Genomic DNA, 16,073 nt, shown 5'->3' with positions numbered 1-16,073 from the left:
CTCCAGCCCCCGCTACCATATAAAAGAAAGGCAGATCAGTTACTTACTGATCTGCCTTTTTTGTTTTCTGACCCTGAAATTTTCTCCGTGCCCTCATCGTGCCCTATGCGTGCCAATTTCCGATTTGGATATTTTGGCCCCTCTTCGTTGTTGACCGTAAGTCTTCCGGGGCACGGGGCATTAGCTTCCGCCCTCATGCCAAGAAAGAAAGTCACTTTACGCCGTCAGATCTTTCCGACTCGTCCGAGACTTCCTTGATGTGCGTGATTAATTGCTCAACCGAACAGTCGAAATAAGTGCATAGCCTATCAATGTTGTCCGTCACTGTGCTGTGGCCGGGATGATTGATGATTTTCGACAGAGTCATCCTGTTGATGCCGGTGTCCTTAGCAATTTCACCAATAGTGATTCGTCGTTTCTCGGCAAATTCCTTATCTGCTATCAATTCCTTCAAATGGAAACGGATCATCTCTCTGCTCTTTTGATAAAAAAAAGTATCAAACGCCACTTGCAATTATCGAAATAGGACGTATATTGATGATCAAGTGATAACAAAAGTTGTCAACTGATCATTGATTGGCGAAAGGAGATGTTCTCATGAATAACACGTACCTGACAACTGAAGAGCTATCAGAGCGTATCAAGTATGACCCCCGGACCATCCGTCAGTGTCTGAAAGACAGCGTCCTGTTAGAAGGTAAACATTATATCCGTCCATTTGGCGGCCGAAAAATCCTCTACATCTGGGAGATTATTGAGGAGGACATGCTCAGCATGGCTCAAAACAATCTGGCCATCCCGATGGCGAGCGGAGGTGTTTGTCATGGCTAAGGTGCGAGCACGCGTCGATACAAAAAAGCTCTTTATCGATTTCCGGTACCGAGGAATACGCTGCAGGGAGCAGACTCTATTGAGTGACACCGCCCGCAACCGTAAGCAGCTGGAGACATTGATCCAGCGAATGGAAGCCAAAATGTTGGTCGGGGATTTTGACTACGCCGAGTTCTTTCCGGGAAGCAAAAACCTTAAAAAGCTGGAGGACGCTGGGGTCCTTCCCAAAAATGGTGAGGGTGTTCTTGGTCAGTCAGAATCTACTTCTCCTCTGTTCACAGACTTCGCTGACCAGTGGTTCTTGGAATCGAAAATCCAGTGGCGGAACTCCCACACTCGCAATGTGGAGTCCATTCTGGCCAGCTCTCTGAAGCCAGCCTTCAAAGATAAACGGGTAGGCGAGATTTCCAAGCCGGACATTCTGGCTGCGCGTAACAAGATGGCTCGGAGGAAGGGAAGGGGAGCGAGTGGTTTGATAGCGCCCAAAACCATCAACAGCCACATGACCATTCTGCGGATGATTCTGACGGAGGCGGCTGAGCGGTTTGACTTCACCAATCCCTATCTGAACATCAAACCGCTCAAACAGCAGAAGGTGCACATCGAGCCGTTCTCCCTGAATGAGGTAGAAAAGATCCTCGAAACGGTCAGGGAAGATTACCGTAACTACTATCTGGTGCGTTTCTACACAGGCCTGCGCACCGGGGAAGTTGACGGCCTCAAGTGGGAACATGTGGATTTCGAAAAACGGGAAATCCTGGTACGAGAAACCCTCATCCATGGTCAGACCGAGTATACCAAAACGGATGGCTCTCAGCGGGAAATCCCCATGTTTGGCCCGGTGTACGGTGCGCTCAAGGCCCAGTACGAGGCGACTGGCAAGCTCAGTAAGTTCGTGTTCTGCAATCGGCTGGGAGAGCCACTGGACCATAACAATGTAACCAAGCGTGTCTGGTACCCGCTGCTGGAGCATCTCAAATTAAAGAAACGTCGTCCCTACCAGACGCGGCACACGGGGGCGACACTGCTCCTTGCCTCCGGTGAGAACCCGGAATGGGTGGCCAGAACCCTCGGCCATTCCTCCACGGAAATGCTGTTCAAAGTGTATTCCCGCTATATCCCAAACCTGACTCGGATGGATGGCAGTGCCTTTGAGCGCCTAATTCAGAGCCGGGTCATTGAAAACGATAAGGAGGTAGGTGGTGAAACTGAATGATCTGCGACCGTTGACCCAGGAGACGTTCAAAGGCACCTACCGATTAACGGGGCGTGTTGCTTGCTTTGATGATGAAGGTATTCCGTACCTGAAGCTTCGGTTGAGCAGCTGTGTCAGCGACATCGTGGTTCTGGCGGTAATGGGTTCTATATTGATTCCAGAGCACCTGGGTCACATGGATCTGGTTGTGGTCAAAGGTCAGGTGTGTGTTGGTGCGGAGGAAAGTGAGATCCTGCTGAACGATATCCGCCGCCCGTTACAGGCAGACGTTGTCAACTTGCCTGCATTGCAGACTTTGCCACGAACATTCTGCCCGAAGCCGGAGTCACTGGATCAGCTGGTGGCTGCGGTACGTTCTTTGCGATCAGCCCCGTTACAGATGTTCATTAAGCGAGTCTTGGAGCGCCGTGACCGATTGGAGGTTTTCCTCAAAGCGCCGGCGAGCAGGCATTACCATCACAACGAACCCGGCGGGCTGCTGGCTCATTCCCTGGACGTTGCGAAGAACGTACTGGTTATGACCAAGGCCAATGAACCCGATATGCCTCGAGAACTCCAGGAGCTCGGCTTCGTCGCTGGCTTGTTGCACGATATTGGCAAGACCTACACTTATGATACGTGGGGTAAGCCGACCGCAACCGCACGGTTGTGCGACCACGCCGACATGACCTTGGAGGCCTGCGCCTACGGTCTGGCGTATCTCGACAAGGTAGACCCTGATGCAGCGCTTGCACTCAGGCACATCTGGACTTGCGCCTCACCCGGCGCACGCTACGGAGTCAACCCTGTCATGACGCTTGCCCGCTATGTTCGGGACGCCGATGCCCAGAGTGCCATGGCTGACAATCAGCGGAAGGCCTATCGAAAGCGCCAACCAATCGGTTTTGGAAGGCTGGGAAACAACACCTATTGGCGGCCATCGATAGAAGCTCATGGATGAGGCTGATGGAAACTACAGTGAGGGGTGTGAGCATGTTGGGGCCACACCCCTTTGTTTTGGTGCGCCAGGCATGGCGCGTAGCGCCTTGACGGGCGCTGTTCCGGTACAGGTGGTGCTGGCCGGATGACTTGGGGGTGCAATTCCCCTGTGGGCCCGGCAAGGGGAACCACTAGCCGGACGGCAAGGGTGTCCACCGCGAGGTGGAATCTGAAGGAAGCCGCAGGCAAAGCACTGGCCCGACGAACAGAAATCGCATAGGAGGCGGTCACACCGGGTAAGGCGGCCAATATCGCCAAAGCCCGATACTTGCACGGAAGGTGTGGACGTAGATGCGGCGGGCATAAGTGTGAAGGTCACGTGTCTTACCCTGGGAAGTCTGGTTCTCTGCCTTTGTGCTACTTACCCCGCGAGGGGTGGGGATGGGGAGCCAGAACTCAGCCGAGGTCATAGTAGGTGCGTCACCGCGTACTGAAGGACCGAACATGGTTGGCCGCCAGTAGGCGGTGAGTTCTCGTGAAGTGCTTATGAAGACAGAAGCGACTCGGATGGGTCAGGGCCTTCAGGAAGGGGTCGGGCGGAACCCGGCAAATACTGAAGTCCGTGTCGAGGCAGACGCGGGGGCTCACTCGTGGACGAACGCGGAGCCGAATGCGCTGATGGAACGGGTGCTTGAGCGCCCGAACCTGATGCGTGCGTATCAGCGGGTGGTGTCTAACAAGGGTGCCGCTGGTATCGATCAGATGCCGGTCTCAGCCCTGAAGGGTCACCTGCAACAGCACTGGCCAGCGCTGCGCGAGCGGCTGCTGGCCGGGAACTACCATCCCCAGCCGGTGCGCCGGGTCAGTATCCCCAAGCCGCAAGGCGGCGAACGGATACTGGGTATCCCGACGGTGCAGGATCGCCTGATCCAACAGGCGCTTCACCAAACACTAAGCCCAATGCTGGAGACGACCTTCTCGGATCACAGCTACGGGTTCCGCCCTGGTCGAAGTGCCCACCAGGCGGTCAAGGCGATGCAACGGCACATCAATGACGGCCACCGCTGGGTGGTCGACCTGGATCTGGCCCAGTTCTTCGACCGGGTCAACCACGATGTGCTGATGGGCTTGTTGGCCCGTCGCATCACCGACCGACGGGTACTCACCCTGATCCGACGTTACCTGCAAGCCGGCATGCTCGAAGGTGGGTTGGTCAGCCCGAGACGAGAAGGACACCGCAAGGTGGCCCTCTCTCACCCTTGCTCTCCAACGTGCTCCTGACCGAACTGGACCGGGAGCTGGAGAGACGGGGACACCGGTTCTGCCGCTACGCGGACGACTGCAACATCTATGTCCGCAGCAGAAGAGCCGGTGAGCGGATCATGACCAGCGTCACCCACTTCCTGGAACGGTCTCTGCGCCTGAAAGTGAACACAGACAAGAGTGCTGTGGATCGCCCATGGCGCCGGAGCTTTCTGGGTTACAGCGTAAGCTGGCATAAAAGGCAGGCAAGGTTGAGGGTTGCACCGAAGAGCCTGAAGGCCTTCATGGCCAAGCTGCGTCCGCTGCTTAAGCGATCTCGCGGGCAGTCGCTGACGACAACTATCCAGAAGTTGAACCCGGTTCTCCGAGGCTGGGCGAATTACTATCGCCTGACGGCCTCGAAACGCTCGGTGGAGGCACTGGATGGCTGGATACGGCGGCGACATCGCCTGATTCTATGGCAGCAATGGAAGCGGGCCCATACCCGGGCGCGCAATCTGATGCGGCTCGGTCTGACGGAGCAACGGGCTTGGATGAGCGCAACGAATGGCCGTGGTCCCTGGTGGAACAGTGGCGCGTCTCACATGAACGCGGCGCTGCCCAAGAAGGTGTTCAATGGCCTGTCTCTGGTAAGCTTGCTGGATACGATGGTTCGGCTTCAGAGCCAACCGTGAACCGCCGTGGTACGGAACCGTATGCCCGGTGGTGTGAGAGGACGGGGGAGGCAACTCCCCCTCCTACTCTCACGGTGCGTAGGGGCAGCACTTAGGCTATGGAGCAGGCATTTACTCCCCAACGGTGCTAAGGTCAGGAAAAACATTGCGTTCCGAGCGAAGGATATGCTGAAAATATACTACCTCCACGGCTTCGCCAGCCGCTTCTATATCACCAGCGACAAACTCAAAACGCTCGCCAGGCTTGGCCCTGTCTATGGTCACGACATCGACTACACCCAAGGCTCGGAAGACATTATCGAAGAGAGCTTGGACAAGCTGATGCGAGTGAACCCGGATCTTCTGGTTGGAACTTCAATGGGAGGATGGCTGGCAGGTATTCTCGCAGCTGAAACCGGCATTCCGGTTGTGGCCATCAATCCGGTGACGGAGCCTGCCCAAAGTCTCAGACCTTGGATAGGGCAGGGTGTCGATCATCAGGGCCAGGCCTATCAACTGACAGACGACGTGGTTTCAAGCTACTACCCTTTCACCCACTATGGCAGCGGGCTTGTGCTGCTGGACCAGGGGGATGAACTGCTTCCGTGGAAAGACACCGCCAGGGTGCTTGGGGATTATTTTCCGGTTCATCGCTTTGAGGGTGGCAGCCACCGGTTTGAACATATGGAAGAGGCGCTGGAGCTGATTCGGGAGCATGTGCAGGATTAACGCTCTGGCATGATGAGGTTAACCGCAAGGAGACTGGGTTTCACTAGTGTGCCTTACCAAAAGTTCGTCCAGTTATTAAGCTTATCGGATAGACGAGCAATTGATTCAATGATTTGATCCGCTGTCTTACGCCAGACAAAAGGCTTGGGATCGTCATTGTATCGGGCCAGGTAGTCTTTAATAGAAGCCTCCAGTTCGCGAGTGCTGCAGTGCGAGTTGCGCTTGATCCAACGTTCTGAGATCAGGCCGAAAAATCGTTCTACCAAGTTGACCCACGATGCTGATGTTGGCGTGAAATGCACGTGATAGCGGGGCCTTGCGGCGAACCAGGCTCGCACCTTTTCGGTCTTGTGGGTCCCGTAGTTGTCCATGACCAGGTGGATATCCAGATCCTCCGGAACCTCCCGGTCAATCTCCTTTAAAAACGCCAGAAACTCTTTGGTACGGTGTCGCCTGTGAAGGCGTCCGATAACCTTACCAGTGGCAACGTCCAGGGCCGCAAACAGAGTTGTCGTGCCATGGCGAACGTAGTCGTGTGTTCGGGTTGTTTCGGAGTAACCAAACGACAGCGGAAGCGCCGGCTGAGTGCGGTTCAGCGCCTGTATCTGGCTTTTCTCGTCCACACACAGGACCAGGGCCCGGTCAGGCGGATTCATATACACCTGAATCAGTGACTTCGCAGGCCAATATACCCCGCAAAGCGCAAGCTGGGGTAATACGGGCAAAATCTGAACAGATTAGACCCATGAATAGCTGAAAGGTGTAGTGCAAAGTCGACCAGCTGCCATAAACTGGCTGTTTTGTGATCAACAGATGGTGTTCAGGCAATAGCGGATTGCCCCGGCATGGTTTTCCGGGTGGCTTTAAGGTGGCGACTGTTGTCAAACTGGTTTAACCGGAGGAGGCAAGGCTTCCATAGAGGTCGCGGTAAACGGCAAACCCCGGACAGTGCCGACCAAAGCGCAGGATCCACTGCCTGCCGCTGTGCACCAGGCGACAGGCCATGGTCATCAGCTCCTGCATCACCGTTCTCAGGCGGCGTCGCTTGGCCGGATGGCGTACCGGCGCATCCGGGGCCGTCAGTCTCAGCCCCATCCAGCGCAGCAGGTTGTAACCCATCGCTGCGAAGGCCATGACCAGGTTGTTGGTGTGGAACTTGCCCGAAGGCAGGCGTTCCAGGTCCAGGTCGGTTTTGAACTCGCTATGGAATTGCTCACTGGTGGCGTGATCGCTGTACAGAGTCATGACTTGTTGCTCACTGGCCACATCGGCAGACGGGGACGTAATCCAGCCTTCAACACTGACCTCCGGCTCCAGGTACAACTGGCCAGCGGCATCACTGGTGTGAACAGCGACCTTAACGATTTGGCGTAGACCGGGTTCATCGGGAAGGTCTTCTGACAGAACCGCCTCCATCTTGCCGTCGCGGTCCAGCGACCAGGCTTTCTGGGCTTGGGCCTTGTCTGCCCAAGCCAAGGGATCCTGTTTGCGAGGGTTCCACTTGATCAGGAAATCGACCTGCTCCTGCTCGCGCAGGAAGTCGCGGTTGTCGCGGGCATCGTGTGCACTGTCCAGGCGCAGCAGGATGGGCTTGTCCGTCAATGCCCGGGCTCGGGGCAAAACCCGTTTGAGGGTGTCGAGAAATCCATTATTGGCGTGCTGGCTGCCAGGGCGTAGCTCACAACCCAGGCACCAGCCTTCCTGGCCCAGATACGCGGCAATGGGTGCATAGCCGTCGTAACCCTTGTAGGTGTAGCTGACGCCCTCTTTGTGGGTCTGGCTGTTGTCCATGGGAAAGACATCCATGTCCAGGGCAACGTGGCCCATCGCCAGTGGTGACACCGGCGCTTCGACGGACTGAAGAAATTCAACGCTGGCATCATCCAGCAGTGGTGTCAGGGTTTGGGCATCTTCATCAAATCGCTGGCGCAAACGGGCTGAAGATGGCGACTGCTTGATGCCCAGAGCGGATTTGAAGAACGGATCTGTTCGTACCGGCTCGGCCGCCTCGAAATCACTCTTGCCCAGCGTAATCAGGCCAAGGTAGGTGCGGATAAGCTCAATGTTCGGAATACCGTGGCGCTTGACGACCGTGCGAGCGGTTTTGATCAGCGACGTGTGCCGGTTCAGGCAGTGGCCCACCAGGGCCAGTCCGCCGTGGGGTGTATAGACTTCGGTTCGGGATTGCTGGAGGGTGAAGGTGCGCATGAGACAACATCACTGACTGGGTGAATGAATGTCAGGGGCTATTATATCGCTCAAGATCCTGCTATTGCAGGCTTGGGGCGCGACTTCAGCTCGTTGGATTCACGGATTCAGGTTTCAAACCTTTTGCAGCGCTTGGATAATAGTTGCAGTTAAAGGATTTCGATTGCAAGCTGATTTAGAGATTATTGGCTTGGTAAGACGTTGTTGATCTCCTTGGAGACCTGCTCCCCTCCCTTATTGTTAAGGGGGGGGGCTTTTTGTTTGCCCGGCGAAGCCGGCAAACCCGGCCACCTGAAAGAAGGTGGCGTCACCCCGGCTGAGGGGAAGACAATCCGACTGGCAAGGGCGTTGTTGGCTAACGGCAGGGTCTGAAGGAAGCTATAGGAGGTTAACGGTACACAACGCAAGTGAACCTGCTTCGGCAGTCCAGGTGGGTAAGCGTGCAAAATAGCGCGACGCCCGATACTCAGTCAGACCTGGGCTGTGTTTGAGGGTGGCATCGTTAACAGGGAGCCGGTGCAGTAACCGGGGAAGCCTGGCACCCTATCCGGTTCGACCGGACGCTGAGGCTCAAGGTGAAAGCCAAGGCCGCAGCGGGTGTGAGGTGGCAGATGAAGCCGTAGTAGTGACGAAGTTCCGGCCCGAGAAGCCTGGTAACAGTGTGGAGGGCAAAACCGGAATGACCGCTGGCGGAGGTTCAGCGGGCCGATCAGGGTCAAAAGCTCTGGTTGGATGCGAAGGGCGGAAGTCATTAACGAGCATGACGGACGACGAGCGATAGGTGGACGCTGCGTTCACAAGCTGCCCGACGGGGCGGGGATGTGCATCGAGGTGCTGCGGGAACGCAGTCGCTTTGGTGTTCACCGAACAAGGGAGTAGAGCGAGACCGTGGCGGCAGATTGCCAGAGTGCTAGTACCCGGACGGATCGTTTGAAACAGACCAGCAGCCAGGCCGATCCTCGAAGTCGTCATCACACAGATGAGCAGGCATGAGGACCTACTACAGCTTGTACGGACAGCTGCTGTCAAAACAGCGTTTGTATGAAGCCTTCAGGCACGTCAAGCGCAACAAGGGTGCGGCCGGAATCGATGGGCAGAGCCTGAGTGCGTTTGAGGCGAATCTGGAGGTGGAGCTGTCGTGCCTGTTACTCGAACTGAAGGAAAAGCGCTATCGGGCGCACCCGGTCAGGCGTGTGGCCATCGCCAAGGACGACGGTGGTGAACGTTTGCTGGGCATTCCAACGGTTCGGGACCGGGTTGTGCAACAGGCGTTGCGCAGAATCATCGAACCGATCTTCGAGCCGGACTTCCACCCGTCGAGTTACGGGTATCGTCCGGGCCGCAGTGGTCACCACGCCATCGGCAAGGCGGAGTTATTCGTCCGCCGCTACCGACGGACATGGGTAGTGGATATGGACCTGTCGAAATGCTTCGACACCCTGAACCATGACCTGATCATCCGTCAGTTCCGCCGACGGATCACGGACGGCAGTGTTCTGTCACTGCTGCGCCAGTTCCTGGAAAGCGGCGTGATGGTGGGGTACCACCTTGAAGACACGACGTTGGGCAGCCCGCAGGGCGGCGTGATCAGTCCGCTGATCGCGAACGTCTACCTGGACGCCTTCGACCAGTTCATGAAAGCGCGGGGGCATCGGATTGTCCGCTATGCAGACGATATCCTGATCCTCTGCGCCTCCCGAGCTGGGGCGAGCAATGCGTTACGGGTGGCCCAAAGCTACCTGGAAGGGGAGCTGAAGCTGACAGTTAACGCCACCAAGACCCACATCGCCAACAGCGATGAGGGGGTGAAGTTCCTGGGTGTGGTGATCTACACGAACTACACACGCATCCAGGACAAGAAGGTGGTGACACTCAAGCAGAAGCTGAAGGCGCTGACCAGGCGAAACCGGGGCGTCGGACTTGCGGCGATCATCCGCGAGCTGAACCCGGTGCTACGGGGCTTTGTCAACTACTTCCGGGTAGCTAACTGTGCGCGGGTGCTAAAGCAGGTTATGAGTTGGTTAAGACGGCGACTGCGCTGCATCCAGCTCAAACAGTGGAAGAGACCGGGCCGGTTGCATCGGAGGCTGAAACAGTTGGGCTACAAGCCTCCGTTTCGGTACATCAAGATGCAAAGCTGGCGCAATGCGGCCTCACCGCTGGCCCACCATGCAATCCCGAATGCCTATCTGCATAATGACTTACGGTTGGTGGATCCGACCAAGGTCAGAACCGGCATCACTGTCCCCGAATTCGGGGTAAGTTAATGGCATGAGCCGTATACGTGGCCCGTATGTACGGTTCTGTGAGAGGGATGAGGCGGTGACGCCTCACCCTACTTGATGTGCGCCCGGCACGGGCGCACTCCTGGAGGTGCAAGTCCTCCCGTGAGCTGGCCACAGCGAACGAAGTGAAGCGCAACTGCGGAAGGGCGACCGACCGTGGGGAGGAAGCGTGGAGCATAAACCGTGAGCCGATGAACAAGAATCGGATACGAGGCACTGCCAAGCAGGGCGAGCGGGCAAGAAGCCGCGAAGCTCTTGTGGCCAAGGCGAAGTGGTGTAAATCCGGCGGTTGTGCGGTGAAGGAGTGTGTTCTTACCCGGGGAGATCTCGCCTCATGCCTGAAAGGGCGACGTGGTCACGCGGAGCGAGAAGTCAGCAGAGGCCATAGTAGCCGCTAACACAGGGCGAAGGGCTGAACGAGAAGGAGCGTCAAACGCCTTGTCGATGAGCGCTGTAACGCATCAGATGCCCGCGCCAGCGGGGCGGGTTGCAACAAGGGAAGGTGAAGCCTTGCCGGCCGTGACCAGTGATGAAGCAGGACTCCCGCGACGAGAACCGGAGGGCGCAGGGCGAAACCTGCTTGCGCAGGCGTTCGCACGAGAGAATATGCAACGGGCATGGAAGCGCGTGAAGGCCAACAAAGGATCGGCAGGTGTGGACGGGCTGGACATTACCCAAACCGCGGAACACCTGCGATGGGTGTGGCCGGAGCTTCGCCAGCAGCTGCTGAGCGGCTCCTACCAACCACAACCCGTCCGTCGGGTAGGCATCCCGAAACTGGACGGCAGTGAGCGGGAACTGGGTATCCCCACCGTCACCGACCGTCTGATTCAACAGGCACTGCTACAAGTGCTGCAACCTCTGATTGATTCCACCTTCAGCGAGCACAGCTACGGCTTCCGCCCGGGCCGACGGGCCCAGGATACGGTTCTGGCTGCGCAGCGCTACGCCCAGCAAGGCCGCCATATCGTGGTGGACGTTGATCTGTCGAAGTTCTTCGACCGGGTTAACCACGACATCCTGATCGACCGCCTGAAAAAACGCATAAACGATCCCGGAGTCATCCGGCTGGTGCGTGCGTATCTCAACGCGGGTATCATGGATGGTGGCGTGGTCATGGATCGGCATGAGGGCACGCCGCAAGGCGGGCCGTTGTCGCCGTTACTGGCCAACGTTCTGCTGGACGATGTGGATAAAGAGCTGGAACGCCGGGGGCACTGCTTCGCCCGTTACGCCGATGACTGCAACGTCTACGTTCGCAGTCACAAAGCGGGAGAACGGGTGATGCGCCTGCTACGCCGGTGTTACGACAAACTGCGCTTGGTGATCAACGAATCCAAAAGTGCAGTCGCCCGCGTGTTCGGGCGTAAGTTCCTCGGCTATGCCTTGTGGCAAACGAGGGACGGGGAGGTCCGACGCGCGGTATCCACCAAGGCGTTACAGGCGTTCAAGCTCAGAGTCAGGCAACTGACCCGAGGATCAGGGGGGGCGCAGCATGGCACAGGTGGTGGAGAATCTCCGCCGCTATCTGCTTGGCTGGAAAGGATACTTCAGGCTGGCGCAAACGCCACGCATCTGGCGATCACTGGATGAGTGGATACGTCGTCGTCTGAGAATGCTCCACCTTCGGCAGTGGCGACGGGGCAAGACGATCTACCGGGAGCTGATCCGCTTAGGCGCGAGTTCCTGGGTTGCGGAATCCGTGGCGGCGCTGAGTCGTCGCTGGTGGCATAACAGTCGCTCTGCCATCCATCATGTGCTGACCATTGCCTACTTCGATCGGTTGGGAGTGCCGAGACTCTCGTGAAACCTCAACTTCTCGAACCGCCCGGTGCGGACCCGCATGCCGGGTGGTGTGGGAGGGGCGGAACCTATTGGTTCCCCCCCCCCTCCTATCAAACTGATAGTGCACATTAAAGTGCACCCTCTGCAGATAAGGGACAAAGATATACGCTAGCTGGATATTGAGTGCAGGCATCCTTATTTACAGTGAAAAAGGTCAATAAGGAGGGTATCACCATGCAAGACAATCTGATAGCAAAAGATAGGGGCATGATAGACGTCGATAACATGATGGACGTCGATAAAGAGAAAGGCCTGTATCGAGTTCGACGCGACATGTACACCGATCCTGATCTATTCGAAATGGAGATGAAGTATATCTTCGAAAACAACTGGGTCTATTTGGCCCACGAGAGCCAGGTCGCCAATCCAAATGACTACTTTACAAGTTACATTGGTCGTCAGCCCGTCGTCGTCGTCCGCAATAAGGATGGTGAGCTACACTGCTTTGTTAACGCCTGCAGTCACCGTGGTGCTGTGCTATGTCGCAAGAAGGTGGGCAACAAGGCCGTCTTTACTTGTCCGTTCCACGGCTGGAGCTTTAATAACTCCGGCAAGCTAGTCAAGGTCAAGGATCCCGACGACGCCGGTTACCCGGAGTCCTTCAACTGCGATGGCTCTCACGACCTGAAAAGGGTCCGCTTGGAGAATTACCGCGGCTTCCTGTTCGGCTCGCTGAACGACGATGTCAAGCCTCTGACTGAACATCTTGGCGAAGCGGCTAAGATTATCGATATGGTCGTTGATCAGTCGCCGGAAGGTATAGAAGTGCTGCGCGGTGCGTCGACTTATACCTATGACGGTAACTGGAAAATGCAGGCCGAAAACGGTGCCGATGGTTACCATGTTTCCGCAGTGCACTGGAACTACGTTGCCACCACCGCTCGCCGTAAAACTGGCATGTCTGCAGATGATGTTAAGGCGATGGATGTCTCCTCTTGGAACAAGCAAAAAGGCGGTTTTTATGCCTTCGAACACGGCCATATTCTGCTGTGGCTGAGCTGGCCTAACCCCCAGGATCGTTCCCTGTATGAAAGTCGTGATGAGCTCGTTGAGCGTTTCGGTGCCAGTCGTGCCGATTGGATGATCGGCAAGCTGCGCAATCTTTGTCTGTACCCGAATATGTTCCTTATGGATCAAATGAGCACACAGATCCGTCACTTCCGTCCGATTTCCGTCGACAAAACCGAAGTGACTATCTACTGCTTCGGGCCTAAGGGCGAAGCTGCGCAAGAGCGTGCGCATCGGATCCGTCAGTACGAAGACTTCTTCAACGCCTCAGGCATGGCAACCCCAGATGATCTGGAAGAGTTCCGCGCTTGTCAAGAAGGTTACAATGGTATGAAGTTGCCTTGGAATGACATGTCCCGTGGTGCCGAGCACTGGATCGACGGTCAGGATGAGGAGGCTAAGGAGATCGGTTTGCATCCTGTGATGAGTGGTGTCAAGTCTGAGGATGAGGGGCTCTACATCGTTCAGCATCAGTACTGGAAGAAAGTGATGGCGGAAGCGGTACGCAAGGAAAAGGGGGAGTAATTCATGAATATCAGCTACGACGAAATCCGTGATTTTCTGTATTCCGAACAGCGTTGCCTCGATGACAAGGACTATGACCAGTGGCTTGAGCACTATGCCAAGGATGCCGAATACTGGGTGCCGAGCTGGGACGTTGACGGTGAGTTGACCGAGGATCCTCAGTCCGAAATCTCCTTGATGTACTATGCTCGCCGTGACGGTCTGGAAGACCGAGTGTTTCGCCTCCAGACCGGTCGTTCCAGCTCTAGTTCACAGCCAGAGCCGCGTACCCTGCATATGCTGAGTAATTTGGAAGTGGCCACCGCATCAGACAGTGACGCTGAAGTACGCTACAACTGGGTGACCAACAGCGTTCGCCACGATACCGTGAATACCTACTTTGGTTGCGCGTTCGTCATTCTGGTCCGTAGCGAAGACGGCAAGCTGAAGATCAAGCGCAAGAAGATCGTGCTTAAGAATGACTGTATCCATCAGGTTGTTGATATCTATCACCTTTGATCCCAGCCAATATGATGAACTTCCCTCGGGGTGTCGTTGACACCCTTAGAGGGGACTGAGACATTACAATGTATAAAGTAGCACTTAACTTTGAAGACGGTGTAACCCATTTCATTATTCCAATGCCGATGGAAACGGTTGCGGATGCCGCCTATCGTTCCGGGATCAATATTCCAGTAGACTGCCGTGACGGTGCCTGTGGTACCTGTAAATGTCATTGCGAATCAGGTCGCTATGAGATGGATGGTTATGTAGAGGATGCGCTGTCCGAACAGGAAGCAAAACAGGACTATGTGCTGACTTGCCGCATGATTCCAGAATCGGACTGTGTGGTTACTGTGCCGGCATCATCCGAAGTTTGTGTACAGGGTCGGCAGGTGGATGTACATGCCAAACTGTCCGGCATCAATCGTCTCTCCGATTCCACGCTGTCTTTTACTGTTGCCGGTGATCAGTTGTCAGCCATGCACTTTTTGCCAGGGCAGTATGTCAACGTATTGGTTCCGGGTTCTGACCAGTCCCGATCTTACTCCTTCAGCTCCTTGGTCAACCCGGTTGACGATTCGGTTTCTTTTCTGATGCGTGTGGTATCTGATGGTCTGATGAGTACTTATATGACTGAAAAGGCGAGTATCGGCGACAGCATCGTCCTGCGCGGTCCTTTTGGCAGCTTCTACCTTCGCGATATCAAGCGTCCAATTTTAATGCTGGCTGGCGGTACCGGTCTGGCGCCTTTTTTGGCGATGCTGGAGAAGATTCAGCAGGACGGCAGTCAGTACCCGATCCATCTGATATATGGTGTTACCCGTGACAACGACCTGGTGGAGATAGAAAAATTAGAAGCATTTGCTGCGGCCATCGATAACTTCAGCTTCAGCGCCTGCGTCGCTTCAGAAGAGAGCGACTGGCCGCGAAAAGGCTATGTCACTAACCATCTGAATCCTGATCATCTGCATGGCGATGATGTGGATATCTACCTCTGCGGTCCGCCGCCTATGGTGGAAGCGGTGAGTAGCTACATGCAGGAAAATGGCATTCAGCCAGCCAGCTTCCATTATGAAAAGTTTGCAGCCAGTAAATGAGGAGGATTCCATGAGAGTTGAACGCTTTGAAAACAAGGTAGTTATTGTCACCGGGGCGGCCCAGGGAATTGGTCGCGCTGTAGCCCTTCAGATGGCCGCCGAGAAAGCTATTTTGGTGCTGGTGGACCGCTCTGAAATTGTTGCAGAGGTGGCCGAAGAGGCCCTGACTGCAGGAGCTATTGATGTCCATATCATAAATGCCGATCTGGAGCTGTATGCCGGGGCCTGCAAAGCGATGGATGCAGCCGTCAGTCATTTCGGTCGCATCGACATCCTGGTCAACAACGTAGGCGGTACCATCTGGGCCAAGCCCTATGAAGCCTACGAAGAGGGTCAGATCGAAGCCGAGATTCGCCGTTCCCTGTTCCCGACCCTCTGGTGCTGTCACGCCGTGTTGGCGCAAATGCAGAAGCAACAGCGTGGTGTGATCGTCAATGTGTCCTCCCTCGCAACCCGATCACTTAACAGAGTGCCTTATGCAGCGGCGAAAGGAGGTGTGAACGCTATGACCGTGTGCATGGCGTTTGAGAATGCAAAACACGGTATCAGGGTCAATGCGGTGGCGCCAGGCGGAACCGATGTGGGTGAACGAAGGATTCCGCGCAACAATGAAACCATGAGTCAGCAGGAGAAGGAGTGGTATCAGGCAATTGTTGACCAAACTATCGATTCGACATTCATGAAGCGTTATAGCTTTCCGGAAGAACAGGCAAACGCCATACTCTTTCTGGCTTCTGATGAAGCTTCCTACATTACCGGTGCCGTACTGCCGGTGGGGGGGGGGTATCAGGGCTGACCGTTTAATCCAAACCAAGCAGGGCTTAGGTCAAGCCATTTGCCTTACTAATGGGAAACAAAGTAGCCGAACACTTAAATATTTCAAGTTTGGCGTTTCAGAGGAGTAAAAAAAGCCTAAATAACAATCCGTTATGATTGCCTTGAATTTTTCGAGTATTATGCTGAGCTGTGTCCGGATACAAAGTTTCGCATTAGTAAGTGTGACTAGTGTCCC

The 16,073-nt window shown here is 55.6% G+C and carries 11 protein-coding genes and 3 pseudogenes; 11 read left to right on the top strand and 3 right to left on the bottom strand.

The features are described from left to right. Positions 1-211: 211 nt before the first annotated feature. Positions 212-469: a helix-turn-helix domain-containing protein gene (locus RVM24_RS08830; RefSeq protein WP_061333427.1), complete on the bottom strand. Its 258-nt coding sequence runs from the start codon at positions 467-469 to the stop codon at positions 212-214. Positions 470-597: 128 nt separating this feature from the next. On the opposite strand from RVM24_RS08830, the gene RVM24_RS08825 reads away from it, so the two are divergent. The 5 genes and pseudogenes from RVM24_RS08825 (at position 598) to RVM24_RS08805 (ending at position 5,610) form a co-directional block, all read left to right on the top strand. After that, positions 598-831, top strand: a complete 234-nt coding sequence (locus tag RVM24_RS08825; protein WP_008170356.1) for a hypothetical protein — start codon at positions 598-600, stop codon at positions 829-831. Then, positions 824-2,047 (top strand): tyrosine-type recombinase/integrase, encoded by a 1,224-nt coding sequence (locus tag RVM24_RS08820; protein WP_061333426.1) that lies wholly within the window; start codon positions 824-826, stop codon positions 2,045-2,047. Before RVM24_RS08825 ends, RVM24_RS08820 begins: the two co-directional genes overlap by 8 nt. Next, entirely contained in the window at positions 2,034-2,987 is a 954-nt protein-coding gene (locus RVM24_RS08815; RefSeq protein WP_061333425.1) for a TraI domain-containing protein, read from the top strand. The genes RVM24_RS08820 and RVM24_RS08815 overlap by 14 nt, the downstream gene beginning before the upstream one ends. 545 nt (positions 2,988-3,532) lie before the next feature. Continuing rightward, a pseudogene (gene ltrA / locus RVM24_RS08810) lies at positions 3,533-4,902 on the top strand (group II intron reverse transcriptase/maturase). A 165-nt stretch (positions 4,903-5,067) separates the two neighbouring features. Continuing rightward, the gene (locus RVM24_RS08805; protein WP_061333423.1) at positions 5,068-5,610 is read left to right on the top strand and encodes a YqiA/YcfP family alpha/beta fold hydrolase; all 543 of its coding nucleotides are present in this window, start codon (positions 5,068-5,070) and stop codon (positions 5,608-5,610) included. A 53-nt stretch (positions 5,611-5,663) separates the two neighbouring features. Here the strand turns inward: RVM24_RS08805 and RVM24_RS08800 are convergent. Then, positions 5,664-6,269, bottom strand: a pseudogene (locus RVM24_RS08800) (IS630 family transposase); the annotation flags it as partial. A 232-nt stretch (positions 6,270-6,501) separates the two neighbouring features. Continuing rightward, entirely contained in the window at positions 6,502-7,818 is a 1,317-nt protein-coding gene (locus RVM24_RS08795) for an IS1380 family transposase (protein WP_061333422.1), read from the bottom strand. Between the two features lie 989 nt (positions 7,819-8,807). Here RVM24_RS08795 and ltrA (RVM24_RS08790) point away from each other — a divergent pair. From ltrA (RVM24_RS08790) to RVM24_RS08765, 6 genes and pseudogenes are all read left to right on the top strand, one after another. Continuing rightward, positions 8,808-10,085, top strand: a complete 1,278-nt coding sequence (gene ltrA / locus RVM24_RS08790) for a group II intron reverse transcriptase/maturase (RefSeq protein WP_061333421.1) — start codon at positions 8,808-8,810, stop codon at positions 10,083-10,085. Positions 10,086-10,541: 456 nt separating this feature from the next. Next, a pseudogene (gene ltrA / locus RVM24_RS08785) lies at positions 10,542-11,910 on the top strand (group II intron reverse transcriptase/maturase). A 212-nt stretch (positions 11,911-12,122) separates the two neighbouring features. Next, positions 12,123-13,481, top strand: a complete 1,359-nt coding sequence (gene benA, locus RVM24_RS08780) for a benzoate 1,2-dioxygenase large subunit (protein WP_061333420.1) — start codon at positions 12,123-12,125, stop codon at positions 13,479-13,481. 3 nt (positions 13,482-13,484) lie between these two features. Beyond that, positions 13,485-13,979 carry an aromatic-ring-hydroxylating dioxygenase subunit beta gene (locus RVM24_RS08775; protein WP_061333419.1) on the top strand — a complete coding sequence of 165 codons (495 nt, stop codon included), beginning with the start codon at positions 13,485-13,487 and terminating at the stop codon, positions 13,977-13,979. A gap of 68 nt (positions 13,980-14,047) precedes the next feature. After that, positions 14,048-15,061: a benzoate 1,2-dioxygenase electron transfer component BenC gene (gene benC / locus RVM24_RS08770; RefSeq protein ID WP_061333418.1), complete on the top strand. Its 1,014-nt coding sequence runs from the start codon at positions 14,048-14,050 to the stop codon at positions 15,059-15,061. A gap of 10 nt (positions 15,062-15,071) precedes the next feature. After that, positions 15,072-15,857 carry a 1,6-dihydroxycyclohexa-2,4-diene-1-carboxylate dehydrogenase gene (locus RVM24_RS08765; RefSeq protein WP_061333417.1) on the top strand — a complete coding sequence of 262 codons (786 nt, stop codon included), beginning with the start codon at positions 15,072-15,074 and terminating at the stop codon, positions 15,855-15,857. Positions 15,858-16,073: the final 216 nt, after the last annotated feature.

The sequence above is a fragment of the Marinobacter sp. KM021 genome, assembly GCF_050707965.1.
In the GTDB taxonomy this organism is placed as follows: domain Bacteria; phylum Pseudomonadota; class Gammaproteobacteria; order Pseudomonadales; family Oleiphilaceae; genus Marinobacter; species Marinobacter shengliensis.
Note: the sequence above shows the minus strand (reverse complement) of the source record. Positions and strands in the feature narration are given on the sequence as shown.

What these genes read in the sequence shown, in the direction of transcription:
- RVM24_RS08830 (WP_061333427.1), bottom strand. Translation starts at nt 469, where the DNA reads ATGATCCGTTTCCATTTGAAGGAATTGATAGCAGATAAGGAATTTGCC.
- RVM24_RS08825 (WP_008170356.1), top strand. Translation starts at nt 598, where the DNA reads ATGAATAACACGTACCTGACAACTGAAGAGCTATCAGAGCGTATCAAG.
- RVM24_RS08820 (WP_061333426.1), top strand. Translation starts at nt 824, where the DNA reads ATGGCTAAGGTGCGAGCACGCGTCGATACAAAAAAGCTCTTTATCGAT.
- RVM24_RS08805 (WP_061333423.1), top strand. Translation starts at nt 5,068, where the DNA reads ATGCTGAAAATATACTACCTCCACGGCTTCGCCAGCCGCTTCTATATC.
- RVM24_RS08795 (WP_061333422.1), bottom strand. Translation starts at nt 7,818, where the DNA reads ATGCGCACCTTCACCCTCCAGCAATCCCGAACCGAAGTCTATACACCC.
- ltrA (WP_061333421.1), top strand. Translation starts at nt 8,808, where the DNA reads ATGAGGACCTACTACAGCTTGTACGGACAGCTGCTGTCAAAACAGCGT.
- benA (WP_061333420.1), top strand. Translation starts at nt 12,123, where the DNA reads ATGCAAGACAATCTGATAGCAAAAGATAGGGGCATGATAGACGTCGAT.
- RVM24_RS08775 (WP_061333419.1), top strand. Translation starts at nt 13,485, where the DNA reads ATGAATATCAGCTACGACGAAATCCGTGATTTTCTGTATTCCGAACAG.
- benC (WP_061333418.1), top strand. Translation starts at nt 14,048, where the DNA reads ATGTATAAAGTAGCACTTAACTTTGAAGACGGTGTAACCCATTTCATT.
- RVM24_RS08765 (WP_061333417.1), top strand. Translation starts at nt 15,072, where the DNA reads ATGAGAGTTGAACGCTTTGAAAACAAGGTAGTTATTGTCACCGGGGCG.